This is a genomic window from Citrobacter sp. Cpo126 (assembly GCF_030332445.1).
GTDB classification, from domain to species: domain Bacteria; phylum Pseudomonadota; class Gammaproteobacteria; order Enterobacterales; family Enterobacteriaceae; genus Citrobacter; species Citrobacter portucalensis.
The window spans coordinates 60,865-79,916 of sequence record NZ_JAOWHT010000041.1 but is presented as its reverse complement, the minus strand read 5'-3'; the positions used below and the strand labels follow the sequence as shown (position 1 = coordinate 79,916).

The window sequence follows — 19,052 nt, the reverse complement described above, 5'->3', positions numbered from 1 at the left end:
ATGGGCGACAGTATTCTTTCTCAGGCTGAAATCGACGCATTGCTCAACGGCGATAGCGAAACCAAAGACGAACCCATTTCAGGTATCGCAAAAGAAAGCGATATTCGTCCTTATGATCCCAACACTCAGCGTCGCGTGGTACGTGAGCGTTTACAGGCGTTGGAGATCATTAACGAACGCTTTGCGCGCCAGTTCCGAATGGGATTATTTAACCTGTTGCGCCGTAGCCCGGATATTACCGTGGGTGCGATCCGTATCCAGCCATACCATGAATTTGCGCGCAACTTACCGGTTCCGACCAACCTGAACTTAATCCACCTGAAGCCGCTGCGCGGTACGGGTCTGGTGGTGTTCTCACCGAGTCTGGTATTTATCGCCGTAGACAACCTGTTTGGCGGTGACGGTCGTTTCCCGACGAAAGTCGAAGGTCGCGAATTTACGCACACGGAACAGCGCGTTATCAACCGCATGTTGAAGCTGGCGCTGGAAAGCTACAGCGACGCGTGGAAGGCCATCAACCCGCTGGAAGTGGAATACGTCCGTTCTGAGATGCAGGTGAAATTTACCAATATCACTACCTCTCCGAACGACATCGTGGTGAATACCCCGTTCCACGTTGAAATTGGCAACCTGACCGGTGAATTTAACATCTGTCTGCCATTCAGCATGATTGAACCGTTGCGTGAGCTGTTGGTGAATCCGCCGCTGGAAAACTCACGTAATGAAGATCAGAACTGGCGCAATAATCTGGTGCGTCAGGTTCAGCATTCTGAGCTGGAGCTGGTGGCAAACTTTGCCGACATTCCGCTGCGGCTATCCCAGATTTTAAAACTGAAACCCGGCGATGTACTGCCGATTGAAAAACCCGACCGCATTATTGCTCATGTGGACGGCGTGCCTGTGCTGACCAGCCAGTATGGCACCGTAAACGGTCAGTATGCGTTACGCGTAGAACATCTGATAAACCCGATTTTGAATTCGCTGAATGAGGAACAGCCCAAATGAGTGATATGAATAATCCGTCCGATGAGAACACTGGCGCATTGGACGATCTGTGGGCTGACGCGTTAAACGAGCAAAAAACCACGCCCACCAAAAGTGCGGCCGATGCGGTATTCCAGCAGTTAGGTGGCGGCGACGTCAGCGGTGCTTTGCAGGACATCGACCTGATCATGGACATTCCGGTCAAGCTGACCGTCGAACTGGGCCGTACCCGCATGACCATCAAAGAGCTGCTGCGTCTGACGCAGGGTTCGGTTGTCGCACTGGATGGTCTGGCAGGCGAACCGCTGGATATTCTGATCAACGGTTATCTGATTGCCCAGGGCGAAGTCGTCGTAGTTGCGGATAAATACGGTGTGCGTATCACTGACATTATCACCCCGTCTGAACGTATGCGCCGCCTGAGCCGTTAATCATGAATACCCAGGCTACCGTTTCTCAACCCGCCGCCGTTCCCGGCTCACCGCTGGTGCAGGTAAGCGGCGCGCTGCTCGGGATCATCGTCTTGATCCTGGCGGCGGCCTGGGTCATTAAACGTCTGGGGTTTGCCCCCAAAAGTGCCGGTACGCGCGGGCTGAAAGTCACGGCCAGCACCTCACTGGGTCCACGTGAGCGCGTGGTGATTGTCGAGGTCGAAGATGCCCGTCTGGTACTGGGCGTCACAACCTCGCAGATTAACGTCCTGCACACCCTGCCCCCGGCACCTGCCGATGCAGAAGAAAAAACGGCCTCCCCTGCGGATTTCCAGGCCATGATGAAGAGTTTGCTGAAGCGTCCTGGGAGATCCTGATGCGCCGTTTGTTATCCCTTACGCTGGCAGGCTTGTGGCTTTTCAGCCCCGTTGCCCTCGCCCAACTCCCGGGTCTGGTTAGTCAGCCTTTGCCGGGCGGCGCACAAAACTGGACGTTACCCGTGCAGACGCTGGTGTTCATCACCTCGCTGACGTTCCTGCCTGCAATTTTGCTGATGATGACCAGCTTCACCCGCATCATCATCGTTTTCGGTCTACTGCGAAATGCGCTGGGTACCCCCTCAGCACCACCTAACCAGGTGCTCCTGGGCCTGGCGCTCTTTTTGACCTTTTTCATCATGTCGCCGGTGATCGATAAAATCTACGTTGACGCATACCAACCGTTCAGCGAAGAGAAGATCTCCATGCAGGAAGCCATGGAGAAAGGCGCCCAGCCGCTGCGTGAGTTTATGTTGCGCCAGACCCGTGAAGCCGATCTGGCACTCTTCGCGCGCTTAGCAAACAGCGGTCCGTTACAGGGACCAGAAGCCGTGCCGATGCGAATTTTGCTGCCCGCTTATGTCACCAGTGAGCTGAAAACAGCATTCCAGATAGGCTTTACCATTTTTATTCCGTTTCTGATTATCGACCTGGTGATCGCCAGCGTGTTGATGGCGCTCGGGATGATGATGGTACCGCCCGCCACAATCGCGTTACCGTTCAAGCTGATGCTGTTTGTGTTGGTAGACGGCTGGCAGCTGCTTGTCGGCTCGCTGGCACAAAGCTTTTACAGTTAGAGGCGCGAAATGACTCCTGAATCGGTCATGATGATGGGCACAGAGGCGATGAAAGTCGCCCTGGCCCTTGCCGCACCTTTGCTGTTGGTCGCTCTCATCACGGGTCTTATCATCAGTATTCTGCAGGCGGCGACCCAGATTAACGAAATGACGCTGTCCTTCATCCCCAAAATTGTCGCGGTGTTTATTGCCATCATTGTTGCTGGCCCGTGGATGCTTAACCTGCTGCTCGACTACGTGCGTACGCTGTTCAGCAATATCCCCTATATCATCGGGTAGACAACGTTATGTTGCAGGTGTCCAGCGTTGAGTGGCTCCACTGGCTGAATTTATACTTCTGGCCTTTGTTGCGCATACTGGCGCTCATCTCAACGGCCCCCATCCTCAGTGAACGAGCCATCCCCAAACGGGTAAAGCTGGGGCTGGGGTTGATGATTACCGTCGTTATCGCCCCATCGATTCCCGCCGTTGACGTCCCCATCTTTTCTGTTGGCGCGCTTTGGCAGGCAATGCAACAAATCCTGATCGGTATCGCATTAGGCTTCACCATGCAGTTTGCGTTTGCCGCAGTACGTACCGCCGGGGAATTAATTGGCCTGCAAATGGGCCTTTCCTTCGCGACGTTCTTCGATCCCGGTAGCCGTCTGAATATGCCGGTTCTGGCACGACTGATCGACATGCTCGCCATGCTGCTGTTCCTCACCTTTAACGGCCATTTATGGCTGATTTCGCTGCTGGTAGATACTTTTCATACTCTGCCCATCGGCGGCAATCCGGTGAACAGCAATGCGTTTCTCGCGCTGGCACGGGCGGGCAGCCTGATTTTCCTCAACGGGCTAATGCTGGCCCTGCCGGTAATGACGCTGCTGCTCACGCTGAACCTTGCACTTGGTTTGTTAAATCGCATGGCACCACAGCTGTCGGTTTTCGTCATCGGCTTTCCTCTCACTCTGACCGTAGGTATTTCACTAATGGCGGCGCTAATGCCATTAATTGCGCCATTCTGCGAACGATTATTCAGTGAAATTTTTAATTTACTGGCCGATATCGTCAGCGAAATGCCTGGAAAATAATAACCCTTATTTTTTATCCTGTTTTACTAAGGATTGTCCTAAATTTAAAAAGTGACAACATCCACCAGGATATCTCTGTCGCGGCTTATTTGTTTTTGCCTCACTCACATAACGCAACATTCACTTTACTTTAAGATGTTTCCTGGCAAATTATACGCAACTTTACGGGATAGTAAATTCGCCTGAAAAACAGCGAAAGCGTCATCTTGGGTCGTTATTATTCCGTTTAGTTGTGATGAAATAATCAGGTAAGGGGAATTATCGTTACGCATTGAGTGAGGGTATGCCATGTCAACGATTATTATGGATTTATGCAGTTACACCCGACTAGGGTTAACCGGATATCTGGTAAGTCGGGGAGTGAAAAAAAGGGAAATCAACAACATTTCCAACGTTGATGAACTCAGTCTCGCCTGTGTCTCTCAACAACCCGCTGTGGTGTTTATTAATGAGGACTGCTTTATCCACGATCCTGCTAATAGCCAGCAAATAAAGCAAATCATTAATCAGCATCCCAGCACATTATTTATTGTGTTTATGGCAATTGCCAACGTACATTTTGATGAATATCTACTCGTCAGAAAAAATTTATTGATTAGTTCTAAATCGATTAAACCTGACTCACTGGATAAACTACTTGGCGATATTCTGAAAAAGGAAGTAGATATTGCTATTGATGTGAATCTGCCGACATTATCATTAAGTCGAACCGAATCCAGCATGCTGCGTATGTGGATGGAGGGTCAGGGAACAATACAGATATCAGATCAAATGAATATCAAAGCCAAGACGGTGTCATCCCATAAGGGGAATATAAAACGAAAGATTAAAACGCATAATAAGCAAGTTATCTATCACGTTGTAAGGCTTACGGATAACGTCACCAATGGTATCTTTGTGAATATGCGCTAAGACGTTCTGACTGGTGGCGACTCCACCAGTCAGAATCAAACAGCGAAACTCATCTCACTCCACTTTTTCCACAAAGATACCATCCTGATGACCTGATTCATTAAAGAACCAGATACCGAGCGGGTAGTCTTCCAGCGAAACCAGGTACATGATGCCTTCACTAAACTCTTCGATTGCCAGTACCACGCCCGGTCGACGAGGACCGCCGTCCGTTTTGACTGTAACCCGATCATTCACCTTCATAGTTTTCCTCCTGTGGCTTTGTGCCAGTGTAGAACAAATTCCTTTTTCTGGCAGCGCTGTGCACGCGCGATTGCGGGTTTTATCGACGGTCTATACTTAAGTTGTGCGTATCTGATGTTTGGGTACGCTCCCCCGGTATCCTTAACGGTTGAGAGGTATGAGGATGAAAACCGCGAAAGAGTACAGCGATACGGCCAAACGTGAAGTCAGCGTCGATGTCGACGCGCTGCTAAAGGCAATCAACGAAATCTGCGAGAGTGAAATTCATCGCAGCCAGGATGACCCGGAGCGCGTCAGCGTTGACGGGCGTGATTACCATACATGGCATGAACTGGCCGATGCGTTCGAGCTTGATATCCATGATTTTAGCGTGTCGGAAATCAATCGCTGACTGAGGGCGAAAAAAATCCCGGCCCTTATCGGGTCGGGATCAAGCTTGCTTATGCAAGAAGCACTTGTAAATTCGTTACACCAGAAAATCTGATGTGAACCAAACCTTATCTGCAATTTTTTTGCCTGACAAGTAAATAATTCTCACCGGAATGATAAATATAACTAATGGGTGAGAGATCACCAGGTTACGGTCGAGCCAAATGTTCAGGCATCCTGGGAGAGCTGTCTTCGCTCTCCAGGCACCACCAGTTCATCTTCACGGAATGCTTCCCGTTTAACGCCAAAGCCGTCGTACCAGCGACACTCCACCATTCCGCTGGCATACCCGGTAACGATCATACGTGGGCCACCTTCTTTAGAGGTGACTTCCTCACTGACAGAAAAGACCATACCTGCCTCCTGTATCAAGAGAAACCTTTACACCTTAGATGACAAGGAGGCGTTTTGCGTAATCAGTCCTGTAACAATTAGTGCGAAATCCCGCGCACTCTGGCGACAGCTTTTACCAGCAAAACGACAATCCCACCGATGATAAAGCCGAGCACCAGGTTAAGCAGGGTCGGAAGCATTAGCGAAATCAATGTACTTTGCTGCTGAGCAAAATGTTCAATCGCATGATGCAGCGGCGATATTCCGTGTACCACAATGCCGCCTCCCACTAAAAACATCGCCAGTGTGCCGACCACAGAAAGTGTTTTCATAAGCCAGGGGGCAACCACCAGTAACCCTTTGCCCAACGACTGGGCAAGCAGGCTACGCTTTTCTGCCAACCAGTACCCAATGTCATCAAGCTTAACGATAATCCCGACCAGGCCATACACGCCCACGGTCACCACTAACGCGATACCTGATAGCACCAACACCTGATTCAGCAAGGGTGCGTCCGCTACAATACCCAGCGTAATTGCGACAATCTCGGCAGACAAAATGAAGTCGGTACGTATTGCCCCTTTGATTTTATCTTTCTCAAAGGTGAGCGGATCCTGCGCCGCCAAAGATGTCAGACGCTGCTGACGTTCTTCCGGAGTTTCTTTGTGCTTCCGCGCCTCCAGGGTATGCAGAACCTTTTCCACCCCTTCAAAACAGAGAAACGCCCCGCCTACCATTAATAAGGGGGTGATCGCCCAGGGAATAAATGCGCTTATCAATAGCGCCAACGGCACCAGAATAACTTTGTTAACAAACGATCCTTTCGCCACACTCCAGACCACCGGGAGTTCGCGGTTCGCCCGCACGCCCGACACCTGCTGCGCATTAAGCGACAGATCATCCCCCAGCACGCCCGCGGTTTTTTTCGCGGCCAGTTTTCCCATCACTGAGATATCATCCAGCAGCGTGGCGATATCATCGAGTAAGGTCAGTAAGCTACTTCCTGCCAAAATTTTCACCCTCAATATTATTTTTTTGCAGTCATAAGTATGAAGTAAAACACGCAATGCTGAAACTGACCTTTCTGGTCAACAAGTTTTTAACATCAACACGTAATTATAAATCTCGCCAGTAAGATAGTTTTGACGTTTACTATGTTGCACCTTTTTATTTCCACCGTGAGGGATTATGCGTTTCAGGCAATTGTTACCGCTTTTCAGTGCGCTATTCGCGCTGTACATCATTTGGGGTTCCACGTACTTCGTTATTCGCATTGGCGTTGAAAGCTGGCCGCCGTTAATGATGGCAGCCGTACGTTTTCTCTCCGCGGGCATTTTATTAACAAGTTTCTTACTTATTCGCGGGCACAAGCTGCCCCCCTTACGCCTAATCCTGAACGCCGCGTTAATTGGTATCCTGCTGCTGGCTGTAGGTAATGGGCTGGTCACCGTCGCAGAACACCAAAATGTCCCTTCCGGTATTGCCGCCGTTGTGGTCGCCACCGTCCCGTTATTTACGCTGTATTTTAGCCACTTTTTTGGCATCAAAACGCGCAAGCTGGAATGGTTGGGGATAGCGATTGGGCTAGCAGGGATCATCATGCTGAACAGCGGGGGCAATTTAAGTGGCAATCCGTGGGGCGCTATTTTGATCCTAATCGGTTCAATAAGCTGGGCGTTTGGCTCGGTGTACGGTTCACGCATTACCCTACCCGTTGGCATGATGGCCGGAGCCATTGAAATGTTAGCCGCCGGTATTGTGCTGATGTGTGCATCGCTACTCTCCGGGGAAAAACTGACCACCATGCCAACATTTTCAGGCTTTATGGCGGTGGCTTACCTGGCCCTGTTTGGCTCCATTATTGCCATTAATGCGTATATGTTCCTGATCCGCAATGTCAGCCCGGCGCTAGCCACCAGCTATGCCTACGTCAATCCGGTTGTTGCCGTGCTGTTAGGTACCGGTCTGGGGGGAGAAAGACTGGCCCCTATAGAATGGCTGGCGCTCGGCGTGATCGTGTTTGCTGTGGTGCTGGTAACGTTGGGGAAATACCTGTTCCCTGTTAAAGCGGAAGCTGTTGCTACCCCGTCGGAAAAAACGTTACAGTAAATGAATACCGAGTGTGTCGATCTGCGCGGTGTCACCACCGCCGCAGATCCACTCGATGACACGTTCAGATAACGCTTCATCGTCCAGCTTTTTGCGACCACGCAGGGCACACTCCCAGACAATCAGTACGCGCCAGCCCAGAACCTGCAACTTTTCACAATCCCGCGCATCGCGCTGGACATTTTTGCCTATTTTTTCCAGCCAGAATTCCGTTCGTGTCGCGGGGACTTTAAACAAATAGCAATCGTGGTGGTGCCAGAAACAGCCATGAGTAAAAATCACACAATGATAATCATCCACCACAAAATCAGGGCGACCGGGTAACGTCGCATCCTGCACGCGAAACGTTACCCCCTGCTCTGTCAGCACGCTGGCAAGGCGTTTTTCAATTGCGGTATCGCGGGTAGCTATCGCCCGCATATTTTTACTGCGTGTTGCTTTATCGTGAACGTCTGCCACGCTGATTCTCTTTCTCGCGAATAGCAACTGCCTGCCTGATTTTCGGCTCCAGCAACCTGGCCACCGCCGCAAATGCCGGAACGACTACCGAATTACCAAACTGGCGATAAGCCTGGGTATCTGACACAGGGATCCTGAACTGATAGCCCTGCGGAGATTCAAACCCCATCAGGCGCGCGCACTCTCTGGGCGTAAGTCTGCGTGGGCGGTAGCGCTGATTCTGCGGATCGTCAAAATCTTTTTCACCCAGCGCCATATCCCAACCACGGTCAATCAGGATCTCCGCTCCATCCTTATAATAACGCGCAGATAACGTGCGCGTTACACAATCAGGGTTACCGGGATACACCATGCCATAGCCAAATCCATTGCCCCGCGCCTGATGCTTTTTCGCATAGCGATAGAGGTATTTCCACAGCACCGGCGTCAGTATATATTTCGCATCGACGGTCGGCTCAAGCAGTTCCGCAAGCGTGGTACGCCGCTGCGGATAACGCGTGACAATATCCCGCAGCGTGAAGTCTGATTTCAAATTCAGATCGCGTCGGAAGCCGACAAGCACGATACGTTCGCGATGCTGAGGCAAAAAATGTTGCCCATCGATGATTTTCGGATCGTCCGGGCCGTTATCCGCCGCATCCGCTACGTCATAACCCAGCTCGTCCAGCGTTTGCATAATGATGCGAAACGTTTTGCCCTGATCGTGACTCTTCAGGTTTTTGACGTTTTCGAGCACAAATATGGCGGGCCGACGCGCATCGATAATGCGCACCACGTCAAAAAATAGCGTGCCTTGCGTATCACAGGCGAAACCATGTGCCCGCCCTAACGCATTTTTCTTTGATACACCAGCCAGAGAAAATGGCTGACAAGGGAATCCGGCTAACAGCACGTCATGTTCAGGAACATGCTGGCGAATATGTTCTGCCGCCTGCTGGTCACTCACCCCATCGTGATGGCTGAGTGTGATATCACGAATATCTTCATTAAAGTTGTGCTGGAGCGGATCGCAGTAGTTGTTCGCTTTATAGGTGCGCACCGCATGCTTGTTCCACTCACTGGTAAACACGCACTGCCCGCCAATCGCTTCAAAGCCGCGACGAATACCGCCAATGCCAGCAAAAAGATCGATAAAGCGAAAGGCATAATGCGGATGATGCGCAGGTGGTTTCGGCAACAAAGTATTCAGATGAATGAGCTCGCGGTCGCTGAGGCGATGCCATGTTTCATTAGCAACCACTCGTTTAAAAATGGCCGGGCTCCAGCGGTTCTCGCCAACGCCATTCAGATGAGCAACCAGCGTTTTCACGTCATATATTTCAAGCAACTTAGCCAACATCACCTGCACGTCGGTCTCGTTTTCATCTGTCATCGGGTTCATGGAGCCTGCTACTGAAAAATTATCCTGCATACATTTAACCGGCAGAAATGGATAACCGACAGATTAACATAAATTAGCACGGTTGACGTTTCAGCCGTATTGACGACTAGCGCGCTTTAAAGGGTTGAATCGCGTCAAGATCCAGCATTTCGTATTCTCCTTTTAACTCCGCACTCAGCTTCGCCATATACGTCAGTAAAAAATCCGCATTATGTTGTGCCAAATGCCTCCCTTGTTCGGTTTGCATCGTCAACGGCAACGTCAATAACTTGGTCTGGAAGTGATCGAGCGCGTACTGTTTATCGTCAAGGCTACGCTTTCGGGCAAACGGATCTTCCGCATCAAACAGCGCAACCCCTAACGCCCCTGAAACGGCAAATACGCGCGCTAAACCAATTGCACCCAGCGCCTCAAGCCGGTCCGCATCCTGCACAATTTTGGCTTCAAGGGTTTCTGGCACGATTTTGGCGCTAAAACTGTGCGCCTCAATGGCATGGCACACTGCCGATAACCGCTGTTGTGGAAAATCCGGAAAATCGCGCATCAAAACACGACGTGTTTCCTGGGCTGCCAGTACCGACGAACAATGACGCTCAGGATGGTTCTTTGGCAGACTGACGAGATCGTGGAAGTAGCACGCGGTCAGCACCACCAGCCAGTCTACGGTTGCATCTGTACTCAGCTTTTGCGCCGTTATCCACACACGTCGAAAGTGAAAGATGTCATGTGCAGCATCTTGTCCAGAATGGTTATCAGCTAACCAGGCTTCAAATCGCGACTGCCAGTCGTGCAGTTTCATGCTATCTCCCTTTGTAGAAAGAAAATCACCTTAGCAATAATTTTCATTGCAGACCACCGCCCGCCCCATTACATAATCATCTTTTATTATTGCACTAAAAATAAAATCCACATGAATTTATAAAGCCCACCACGCCAATATCGAAAAATAATTTATATGAATATTAAAAACAAACATCTAAAACAAATAAAATGCACATAACAAATAAATAGATAAACACATATAACTAACTGATTAAAAACAATTCACATGACGAATACCAATGTAATTAACACACACGCATAATTATATAAAGATGCAAATGAAATATTTTGAAATATTTTAAATACATTTGTTACATGTTATATTTTAAATTAAATGAACTTCATAGATAGTATCCAAATGTAGTCACTCGGATAGTACTACATATTCATTTTAATTATCATGCAAAGGGAATACATAATGAAAAGAAAAGTATTGGCACTGCTTCTCCCTGCTTTATTAGCTGCAGGCGCAGCAAATGCGGCTGAAATCTATAATAAGAACGGCAATAAACTGGATCTGTACGGTAAAGTCGATGGTCTGCGTTATTTCTCTGACGATGCTGACAGCGATGGCGATCAGACCTATGCGCGTCTGGGTTTTAAAGGCGAAACCCAGATCAACGACATGCTGACCGGTTACGGTCAGTGGGAATACAACATCCAGGCTAACGGTACCGAAGGTGAAGGCGCAAATTCCTGGACTCGTCTGGCCTTTGCCGGTTTAGGCTTTGGTGAGAACGGTACCTTCGACTACGGTCGTAACTACGGCGTGGTCTACGACGTAGAAGCCTGGACCGATATGCTGCCGGAATTTGGCGGTGACTCCTACACCCAGACCGACGTGTATATGACCGGTCGTACCAACGGTGTTGCCACCTACCGTAATAAAGGTTTCTTCGGTCAAGTTGATGGTCTGAACTTCGCACTGCAATACCAGGGTAATAATGAAAGTGCAGGAGCAGGCGAAGGTACTGGTAACGGTGAGAACCGTAAACTGTCTAAAGAAAACGGCGACGGTTTCGGTCTGTCAACCTCCTATGACTTCGACTTTGGTTTAAGCCTTGGTGCTGCTTATTCCAGTTCTGACCGTTCTAACAATCAGGTTGCTGCTGGTCGTGGCGATCGTAGCTATGAGAATAAATACGCAGGCGGCGAAACAGCAGATGCCTGGACTATTGGCGCTAAGTATGACGCTAACAACGTTTACCTGGCTGCTATGTATGCAGAAACCCGTAACATGACAGCATACGGTAGCGGAACTTATCAAGATGCTACAGGCAAAGATGTTGCTAAAGGCGGGATCGCTAATAAAACACAGAACTTTGAAGTTGTTGCGCAGTATCAGTTCGACTTCGGTCTGCGCCCTTCCATCGCTTACCTGCAGTCTAAAGGCGTCGACTTAGGCGGCTGGGATCACCATAGCAACGGCACCCCACGCTATACCGACAAAGACCTGGTCAAATATGTTGATGTGGGTGTGACTTACTACTTCAACAAAAACATGTCCACCTATGTCGATTATAAAATCAACCTGCTGGATGAAGACGACAGCTTCTATGAAAGCAATGGTATCGCAACTGACGACATCGTTGCCGTTGGTTTAGTCTACCAATTCTAATTGACGCAAAAACAAGCAAGCCCGCTTCATATGAAGCGGGCTTTTTATTTATACGAAACGTATTTTTTTATCACACGGGCATTACAACGATAAACTTGTGAGGATACTCAAAGAAAAAAACATCCATGAGAACTGTCGTTGAAAGCGAGGCGTGCAAGTGCTTGAATAGTGGCGGAGAGAGGGGGATTTGAACCCCCGGTAGAGTTGCCCCTACTCCGGTTTTCGAGACCGGTCCATTCAGCCGCTCTGGCATCTCTCCGTTTTGGCGGTTGCCATGATGCCAGGTAATTTGGCATTTTAACAGACCCCGTTCCGTCAATTTCGTTCAAGTGACGAGTTTGCGAGCAAAACGATGATTAAGTGGCCCTGGAAAGAGCAAGAAACAACCCGGAGTGACGACTGGCCGTGGGACGACGCCCTGGCTATTCCTCTTCTGGTGAATCTCACCGAGCAAGAACAAGCCAGGCTTATCGCCCTGGCCGAGCGCTTTTTACAGCAAAAAAGATTGGTAGCGCTTCAGGGGTTTGAACTTGATCCACTAAAAAGTGCGCGCATTGCGCTGCTTTTCTGTTTGCCTGTTCTGGAATTGGGGATTGAGTGGCTCGACGGATTCCATGAAGTTCTCATCTACCCTGCCCCGTTTGTCGTGGACGATGAATGGGAAGACGATATTGGGCTGGTGCATAATCAACGTGTTGTACAGTCCGGGCAGAGCTGGCAGCAAGGTCCGATAATCCTCAACTGGCTCGACATTCAGGATTCTTTTGATGCCTCCGGCTTTAATCTGATCATCCATGAAGTGGCACATAAGCTTGATATGCGTAATGGCGACCGCGCCAGCGGTATTCCGGCGATCCCTCTGCGAGATATTGCCAGTTGGGAGCACGATCTGCATGCCGCAATGAATAACATTCAGGATGAAATTGATCTGGTCGGTGAAACCGCGTGCAGTATAGATGCCTACGCAGCGACCGATCCTGCCGAATGCTTTGCCGTTCTATCGGAGTATTTCTTCAGTGCCCCTGAATTATTAGCACCACGTTTTCCGGCCTTATGGCAACGTTTCATTCAGTTTTACCGCCAGAACCCCATGGAGCGGTTACGCGATACCCGCTAAGGTGGCCATTGTCGCTCACCAAATGTGCATTAACGCTGAATTTGAAGATTAATTAACCAATTGAAATGACGCGCTAATTTTACTGTTGACACCTCATGGTGAGGTCAGTAATATGCGCCTCGTTCACACGATTCCTCTGTAGTTCAGTCGGTAGAACGGCGGACTGTTAATCCGTATGTCACTGGTTCGAGTCCAGTCAGAGGAGCCATATTTAAGAAGCCTGCTTAGGAAACTAAGCAGGCTTTTTGCTTTTCAGGTCGCTATAAAATCCCTTTCATAAGCCCCCTGCCTGCTCTGCACCGCTGTTACATGCCGCATCACAACGTTGATTAAAGTTATGTAAATGTAAATCGTTTAAACTTTGCAATTATTGTAAGTGCTAGTGATTATCATTTATTGTACGCGAGCCAAAGGAACGAGCCCCCCGCTCGGTTCACTGTACGTTCCAATTACTCTGGGATATAAACGATGAATTCTCTGCCTCGCGCCGGACTGCGCCGTATCACACTTGCCACTGCCCTGGTCTTCTCAGTTAGCCTACCGGCTTTCGCTCAGGATACGTTAACGCTCTATACCACCCGTGAACCGGGTCTGATCCAGCCTTTGCTTGATAGCTGGACCAAAACCAGCGGCATCAAAGTCAGTACGGTCTATATCAAGGACGGTATGCTTGAGCGCGTTAAAGCTGAAGGTAAAAATTCACCTGCTGACCTGCTGATGACCGTTGATGCCGGTAACCTCATTGATTTAGTGGAAGCGGGTGTAACTCAGCCAGTAGAGTCAGAAGCACTGAAAACCGCTATTCCGGCTAATCTGCGCGGCGCAGATAATCAGTGGTTTGCGCTGTCGATGCGTGCCCGCGTACTGTATGCCGAGAAGTCACTGCCAATCGATAACTGGCATTACGAACAACTCGCCAGCCCTGAGTACAAAGGTAAAGTTTGTATTCGTTCCGGACAACACCCGTATAACACAGCGCTGGTCGCCGCAATGATTGCTCATCACGGTGAAGCAAAGACCGAAGAATGGCTGCGCGGTGTGAAAGCTAACCTGGCGCGTAAAGCTACCGGTGGCGACCGCGATGTTGCTCGCGATATTCTCGGCGGAATTTGCGATATTGGTCTCGCCAACTCCTATTACGTCGGCCATATGAAAAACGCCAAAGAAGGCAGCGATGCGCGTCAGTGGGGCGATGCGATTAAAGTCGTTAAACCCACCTTTGAAAATGGCGGTACACACGTCAACATCAGTGGCGCAGCTGTAGCCCGCTATGCACCAAATAAAGCCGATGCCGTTAAGCTGATGGAATATCTGGTTTCCGCACCTGCCCAGCAGCAGTATGCGAAAGCGAACTTCGAATACCCGGTACTGAAAGGCGTGACGCTTGATCCGGTTATCAGTGCAACTATTGGTGAAATCGACGTCGATAAAACGCCGTTAACCGAAATCGTTAAATATCGTAAACAAGCTAGTCTGCTGGTAGATAAAGTTGGATTCGATCAATAAACCTCTGCAGTTTCCGACGTTACGCGGCCTGGTTTCCGGGCCGCAGTCATTATTAACGCCGCTACATCTTGGCGCGCTGTGCGTAGCGCTTGGCGTTCTGACACCGATCATTGCGCTGATTTGGCAGGCTACCCAGGCCGATTTATCTCACTGGGATAATCTCCTGACGTATGTACTGCCTGCCGCACTAAAAAATACCGTGCTGTTATTAGCCGGTGTCGCGGTGATGGTCGGCGTGATTGGCGTAGGCAGCGCATGGGCGGTAACGGCATGGGATTTTCCTGGACGTAAAATTCTTAGCTGGGCGTTACTGTTGCCGCTGGCGATGCCGACCTACATTGTGGCCTTTGCTTGGCTCGATCTGCTGCATCCGATTGGCCCTCTGCAAACCTTTATCCGTTTTTTATTGGGTTTTGACAGCCCAAGACAGTTCCGACTGCCTGATTTACGCTCACTTTCCGGCGCAATCATCCTGCTCGGATTAGTGCTGTACCCATACGTGTATCTGACAACCCGCGCCATGTTTATTAGCCAACCGGCTCATTTACTGGAAGCCGCACGCACGCTGGGATGCAGCGCAACCGGAACCTTCTTTCGTGTTGCTTTACCCATGGCACGTCCGGCGTTAGCCGTTGGGATCAGTCTGGCACTGCTGGAAACGCTCAACGATATTGGTGCATCGGAGTTTCTCGGTGTACAGACGTTAACCGTTACCGTGTACACCACATGGATCTCGCGCTCTGATTTATCTGCCGCGGCACAAATTGCCTGCATGATGCTGATGTTTATATTCCTTATTCTGACGCTGGAATTTTATGGTCGCAGAAAACAAGGATTCAGCAGCCGCAGCCTACGGGAAATTCAACCAACGCGCGTGCAGGGCTGGCGTGGTTGGCTGCTCGGTGGCGTTATTTCACTGCCTGTTGTGCTGGGTTTTCTGGCTCCGGTACTGTTTTTAATGTGGGAAAGCGCCAAACGTATAGGTGATGAGAACCCCCTTTCCTCTTCGTTACTGTCAGCATTGCAAAATACGCTATCGCTGGCAGCGGGAACTACGCTAGTGGTGGTTTGCGTCAGTATGCTGGTGGCCTGGAGCGCGCGTCATAGCGCCGCAGACAACGCCATGCCGGGATTTCGTCGCGGCGTGATGCGTCTGGCCTCTTTAGGCTATGCGGTTCCCGGCACAATTCTGGCGATTGGTTTTTTACCCCCCGCCATGGCTGTCGACCGCTGGCTGGCAGATTTACTGGATGTTCGCGGCCTGCCGCTGATGTCCGCCGGGATCCTGCTGGTAATTTGTTGTGCCATGCGATTCCAGGCGATTGCCATTGGCGCGCTGGATTCTGGTCTGGGCCGCATTCCACCTTCGCTGGAACAGGCGTCTCGTCTGTTGGGTGAGAATGGTGCGGGGACGTTTGCACGAGTCCATTTTCCCCTGCTGCGCCCGGCGTTAGTCAGCAGTGCCCTGCTGGTTTTTGCTGATGCCATGAAAGAGCTGCCAACAACGTTGCTTTTGCGCCCGGTCAATTTTGAAACGCTGGCAACGTTGCTGTATGCGGAAGCCGCCCGTGGAACCTATGAAGAAGGTGCTATCGCCGCGCTAATGATTGTTTTAGCTGGCACGTTACCGGTTATTTTGTTGGTGCGTCACCAAATGACACGCCGTGGTTAAGAGAGCAACAATGTCAGAAATTGCATTACGACTCCAGGATGTACACGTTGCTTATGGCAACAGCCAGCAATCGGTACTGAGCGGATTTTCAATGTCGGTACGTAAAGGTGAAATTGCCTGTCTGCTGGGCGCTTCAGGCTGCGGAAAAACCACGGTACTACGCGCAGTTGCCGGATTTGAACGCCTGCAAAACGGAGAGATCTATGTGTCACAGCGACGTGTTGCCGGTCCCGGCGTTCATCTGCCACCGGAAAAACGTCATGTCGGCATGGTCTTCCAGGAATATGCGTTATTCCCACATCTGACCGCGCAACAAAATGTGGCCTTTGGGTTGCGTCGCATGCCGCGTGAGGAACAACAGGCCAGAGTGACTGAGCTGTTGAAAATGGTGGAGTTACACAGCCATGCCAACCGCTATCCGCATGAGCTTTCCGGCGGGCAACAACAGCGTATCGCCCTTGCGCGCGCGTTGGCGCCACATCCGGAAATCCTGTTGCTCGATGAACCCTTCTCCAGCCTGGATAAGCGCACGCGTGAGCGTCTTGGCAACGAGGTACGGGATATTTTGCGCGCCGCCGGGCAAACGGCGCTGTTGGTTACCCACAGTGAACACGAAGCCCAGCTAATGGCTGACCATATTGGCGTGGTAAAAATGGGGCAGTATCAAATTAAAAAAGCGACCCATCCGACCTGAAGGTAAACAGGGTCGCCCTAAAAATTAATAATGCTTCTGTACCAGGCTGATGTTCACCGGCATACCGGAACGTCTTTCCAACGCCTGGCTTCCGCGGCTCACATCCACGTCATTCCCGCTGATAAAGGTGCGCAGAGCGGGAGTGACTGGCAAAGGCACCTTTCTGTCAGACTCGTATTCCGAACGGTTTCGTGACAGCGGCTCATGTACTTCCACCCAGCGACTACCGTCCGGCTCTTCGCTGTATTTCACCGGTCGGTCAATTAATTGTACACGCGTCCCTACAGGCACCGTATCAAACAGGTACTTGATGTCGTCATTCCGCAAACGGATGCACCCCTGGCTTACCCGCAGACCAATACCGAAATTGGCATTTGTCCCGTGAATGGCATAAAGCCTGCCAATATAAATTGCATACAGGCCCATCGGATTTTCTGGTCCGGCAGGAACAAAAGCCGGCAAGCTTTCCCCGCGAGCGGCGTATTCACGTCGGGTATTTGGCGTCGGCGTCCAGCTTGGTGCTTCCTGCTTACGTTCGACCGCCGTCACCCAGTTACGCGGCGTTTCTCTACCCGCCTGACCAATGCCAATGGGTAAAACCTCAACCGTATTGCTGCCAGCAGGATAATAGTAAAGCCGCATCTCGGCGACGTTGATGACAATCCCCTCACGCACGGTATCCGGAAGTATCAGTTGCTGCGGCACAACCAGCGTTGAACCCGATTTAGGCAGAAAAACATCGACGCCCGGATTGGCTTCAAGCATATTGCTCAACCCCTGCCCGTACTGAGCGGCAAATGCCTCCAGCGGCTTGGTGTTTCCTGGTGGAACCGTAATAGTCAAAGTGCTACCCACCAGGCGACTACCCTCTGGCGGCAGCGGATAACTCACCGCCTGCGCTCCCTGACTCGCAAGCAGCATAATGAGTGAACAAAGCAGTTTTACACGACGCATCTTTTTCCTTTCCTTCGTCGCAACAGATATCCGTAAAGTATAGCTTTTATTATCTGTTTTAGTGGGTTACGACATATTTGCGCATAAAAAAACCTCGCCATCAGGCGAGGTTCAGGTTGAACGGTAACTACGCTTCCTTACCATCTGGAAGCACGATGTTACTGGCGGCGAGCTGCCCCATATTTTTGTACATCGCACAGGCAGCTTCAATAATCGGCATCGCCAACGCGGCCCCGCTACCTTCGCCTAAACGCATCCCCATATTCAGATAAGGATCCAATTCAAGATGCGCCAGCGCGGTGCGGGCGCCCTTCTCAGCGGAGAAGTGTGACGGAATTAAGTAGGGTTTAATTTGTGGTGCAATCTGGCTGGCCGCCAGAGCAGCAGAATACGAAAGAAAACCGTCCAGCACCACAGGCAGACCACAGGAGGCCGCCCCAAGCATCACCCCCGCCATACCGACAAGATCAAACCCGCCAACCTTAGCCAGCACATCGACACCGTCATGGCGATCCGGTTGATTGACGGCAATTGCCCGGCGCACAACGTCTACCTTATTCCCCACCCGAGAAAGAGGAAGGTTAGCGCCAATACCCACGACTTCCTCAGCATCACTGCCGGTCAGCACGCTGACAATGGCCGCCGCAGGTGTGGTATTTGCCATACCAAGCTCCCCGACGCCAAACAGCGTTACACCGTCTTTTGCCAGTTCATGGGTATAGCGGATGACTTCCAGCAACAGCTCCTCGGCCTGCGAACGGCTCATTGCCGGACCTTCGGCTATATTGCCGCAGCCGCGTGCCACACGCATATTCACCACACCGGGAATAGGTTCAGCATCAATCCCAACATCTATCACATGAACCTTCGCCCCAGCCTGAGCGGCCAGGACGCAGACACCGGTCGTTCCACGCGTCATATTGGCAGCCTGTATAGCCGTAACAACTTTAGGCGAAACGGCAACCCCTTCATCCCACACGCCGTGATCGGCGCACATCACCAGCATCGCTTTGCCATTCACATGCGGCACACCCTTCAGGCCAGGCATCCCGGCCAATTGTACGGCGAGAGATTCGAGTCGCCCTAAACTTCCCGGCGGCTTAAGCAAGCCGTCAATATGCTGCTGTGCACGCAGCATCGCGGCACTGTCGGGTGATGGGATCGTGCGGAGTAAAGAGGTTAAAGTCTGCATAAGGGTTCC

The 19,052-nt window shown here is 50.8% G+C and carries 21 protein-coding genes, 2 tRNA genes and 1 pseudogene; 15 read left to right on the top strand and 9 right to left on the bottom strand.

Going from position 1 to position 19,052, the window contains the following annotated elements; all coding sequences use genetic code 11:
- The 7 genes and pseudogenes from fliM (at position 1) to rcsA (ending at position 4,514) form a co-directional block, all read left to right on the top strand.
- Positions 1 to 1,005, top strand: coding sequence for a flagellar motor switch protein FliM (fliM, locus tag OGY17_RS19205; protein ID WP_003030434.1), 1,005 nt, complete (start codon positions 1 to 3; stop codon positions 1,003 to 1,005).
- Entirely contained in the window at positions 1,002 to 1,415 is a 414-nt protein-coding gene (gene fliN, locus OGY17_RS19200) for a flagellar motor switch protein FliN (protein WP_003030433.1), read from the top strand. The genes fliM and fliN overlap by 4 nt, the downstream gene beginning before the upstream one ends.
- On the top strand, positions 1,415 to 1,792 hold the full coding sequence (fliO, locus tag OGY17_RS19195; protein WP_286550215.1) for a flagellar biosynthetic protein FliO: 378 nt from the start codon (positions 1,415 to 1,417) through the stop codon (positions 1,790 to 1,792). Before fliN ends, fliO begins: the two co-directional genes overlap by 1 nt.
- The gene (gene fliP / locus OGY17_RS19190) at positions 1,792 to 2,529 is read left to right on the top strand and encodes a flagellar type III secretion system pore protein FliP (protein ID WP_286608065.1); all 738 of its coding nucleotides are present in this window, start codon (positions 1,792 to 1,794) and stop codon (positions 2,527 to 2,529) included. The genes fliO and fliP overlap by 1 nt, the downstream gene beginning before the upstream one ends.
- A 9-nt stretch (positions 2,530 to 2,538) precedes the next feature.
- The gene (fliQ, locus tag OGY17_RS19185; protein WP_008785117.1) at positions 2,539 to 2,808 is read left to right on the top strand and encodes a flagellar biosynthesis protein FliQ; all 270 of its coding nucleotides are present in this window, start codon (positions 2,539 to 2,541) and stop codon (positions 2,806 to 2,808) included.
- 8 nt (positions 2,809 to 2,816) lie between these two features.
- Positions 2,817 to 3,657: pseudogene (fliR, locus tag OGY17_RS19180) on the top strand (flagellar biosynthetic protein FliR).
- Positions 3,658 to 3,890: 233 nt separating this feature from the next.
- Entirely contained in the window at positions 3,891 to 4,514 is a 624-nt protein-coding gene (rcsA, locus tag OGY17_RS19175; protein WP_003030421.1) for a transcriptional regulator RcsA, read from the top strand.
- A 54-nt stretch (positions 4,515 to 4,568) separates the two neighbouring features.
- Here rcsA and dsrB read toward each other — a convergent pair whose 3' ends face one another.
- Entirely contained in the window at positions 4,569 to 4,757 is a 189-nt protein-coding gene (gene dsrB / locus OGY17_RS19170) for a protein DsrB (protein WP_191215641.1), read from the bottom strand.
- Between the two features lie 163 nt (positions 4,758 to 4,920).
- Between dsrB and yodD the strand changes: the two genes are divergently transcribed.
- Complete coding sequence (gene yodD / locus OGY17_RS19165) at positions 4,921 to 5,148, top strand: YodD family peroxide/acid resistance protein (RefSeq protein WP_003030417.1); 228 nt, start codon at positions 4,921 to 4,923, stop codon at positions 5,146 to 5,148.
- A gap of 206 nt (positions 5,149 to 5,354) precedes the next feature.
- Here yodD and OGY17_RS19160 read toward each other — a convergent pair whose 3' ends face one another.
- Together OGY17_RS19160 and OGY17_RS19155 are read right to left on the bottom strand one after the other, a co-directional pair.
- Positions 5,355 to 5,540: a YodC family protein gene (locus OGY17_RS19160; RefSeq protein WP_003834060.1), complete on the bottom strand. Its 186-nt coding sequence runs from the start codon at positions 5,538 to 5,540 to the stop codon at positions 5,355 to 5,357.
- A gap of 77 nt (positions 5,541 to 5,617) precedes the next feature.
- Positions 5,618 to 6,532 (bottom strand): DUF808 domain-containing protein, encoded by a 915-nt coding sequence (locus OGY17_RS19155; protein ID WP_172111214.1) that lies wholly within the window; start codon positions 6,530 to 6,532, stop codon positions 5,618 to 5,620.
- Positions 6,533 to 6,707: 175 nt separating this feature from the next.
- Here OGY17_RS19155 and yedA point away from each other — a divergent pair, with 175 nt between their 5' ends.
- Positions 6,708 to 7,628 carry a drug/metabolite exporter YedA gene (yedA, locus tag OGY17_RS19150; RefSeq protein WP_286608064.1) on the top strand — a complete coding sequence of 307 codons (921 nt, stop codon included), beginning with the start codon at positions 6,708 to 6,710 and terminating at the stop codon, positions 7,626 to 7,628.
- On the opposite strand, the gene OGY17_RS19145 is transcribed toward yedA, so the two are convergent.
- The 3 genes from OGY17_RS19145 to OGY17_RS19135 form a co-directional block, all read right to left on the bottom strand.
- Positions 7,620 to 8,087, bottom strand: coding sequence for a very short patch repair endonuclease (locus OGY17_RS19145; RefSeq protein ID WP_103014242.1), 468 nt, complete (start codon positions 8,085 to 8,087; stop codon positions 7,620 to 7,622). The two genes, yedA and OGY17_RS19145, sit on opposite strands and share 9 nt — an antisense overlap.
- Positions 8,068 to 9,498: a DNA cytosine methyltransferase gene (locus OGY17_RS19140; RefSeq protein ID WP_502872514.1), complete on the bottom strand. Its 1,431-nt coding sequence runs from the start codon at positions 9,496 to 9,498 to the stop codon at positions 8,068 to 8,070. The genes OGY17_RS19145 and OGY17_RS19140 overlap by 20 nt, the downstream gene beginning before the upstream one ends.
- A gap of 76 nt (positions 9,499 to 9,574) precedes the next feature.
- The gene (locus tag OGY17_RS19135) at positions 9,575 to 10,267 is read right to left on the bottom strand and encodes a phosphohydrolase (protein ID WP_286608062.1); all 693 of its coding nucleotides are present in this window, start codon (positions 10,265 to 10,267) and stop codon (positions 9,575 to 9,577) included.
- A gap of 441 nt (positions 10,268 to 10,708) precedes the next feature.
- Between OGY17_RS19135 and ompC the strand changes: the two genes are divergently transcribed.
- The gene (gene ompC / locus OGY17_RS19130; RefSeq protein WP_032943839.1) at positions 10,709 to 11,908 is read left to right on the top strand and encodes a porin OmpC; all 1,200 of its coding nucleotides are present in this window, start codon (positions 10,709 to 10,711) and stop codon (positions 11,906 to 11,908) included.
- 169 nt (positions 11,909 to 12,077) lie between these two features.
- Here ompC and OGY17_RS19125 read toward each other — a convergent pair.
- Positions 12,078 to 12,167, bottom strand: a tRNA-Ser gene (locus OGY17_RS19125).
- A gap of 93 nt (positions 12,168 to 12,260) precedes the next feature.
- Between OGY17_RS19125 and mtfA the strand changes: the two genes are divergently transcribed.
- From mtfA to OGY17_RS19100, 5 genes are all read left to right on the top strand, one after another.
- Positions 12,261 to 13,025, top strand: coding sequence for a DgsA anti-repressor MtfA (mtfA, locus tag OGY17_RS19120; RefSeq protein ID WP_286608059.1), 765 nt, complete (start codon positions 12,261 to 12,263; stop codon positions 13,023 to 13,025).
- A gap of 132 nt (positions 13,026 to 13,157) precedes the next feature.
- Positions 13,158 to 13,233, top strand: a tRNA-Asn gene (locus OGY17_RS19115).
- A gap of 260 nt (positions 13,234 to 13,493) precedes the next feature.
- The gene (locus OGY17_RS19110) at positions 13,494 to 14,531 is read left to right on the top strand and encodes an extracellular solute-binding protein (RefSeq protein ID WP_286608056.1); all 1,038 of its coding nucleotides are present in this window, start codon (positions 13,494 to 13,496) and stop codon (positions 14,529 to 14,531) included.
- Entirely contained in the window at positions 14,515 to 16,203 is a 1,689-nt protein-coding gene (locus OGY17_RS19105) for an ABC transporter permease (RefSeq protein ID WP_048235115.1), read from the top strand. Before OGY17_RS19110 ends, OGY17_RS19105 begins: the two co-directional genes overlap by 17 nt.
- Positions 16,204 to 16,213: 10 nt before the next feature.
- A complete protein-coding gene (locus OGY17_RS19100; protein WP_032669186.1) occupies positions 16,214 to 16,897 on the top strand; it encodes an ABC transporter ATP-binding protein in 684 nt (227 codons plus the stop codon).
- Positions 16,898 to 16,921: 24 nt separating this feature from the next.
- Here OGY17_RS19100 and ldtA read toward each other — a convergent pair whose 3' ends face one another.
- The gene (ldtA, locus tag OGY17_RS19095) at positions 16,922 to 17,851 is read right to left on the bottom strand and encodes a L,D-transpeptidase (RefSeq protein WP_128612319.1); all 930 of its coding nucleotides are present in this window, start codon (positions 17,849 to 17,851) and stop codon (positions 16,922 to 16,924) included.
- 127 nt (positions 17,852 to 17,978) lie between these two features.
- Positions 17,979 to 19,043, bottom strand: a complete 1,065-nt coding sequence (gene cobT, locus OGY17_RS19090; protein WP_008785130.1) for a nicotinate-nucleotide--dimethylbenzimidazole phosphoribosyltransferase — start codon at positions 19,041 to 19,043, stop codon at positions 17,979 to 17,981.
- Positions 19,044 to 19,052: the final 9 nt, after the last annotated feature.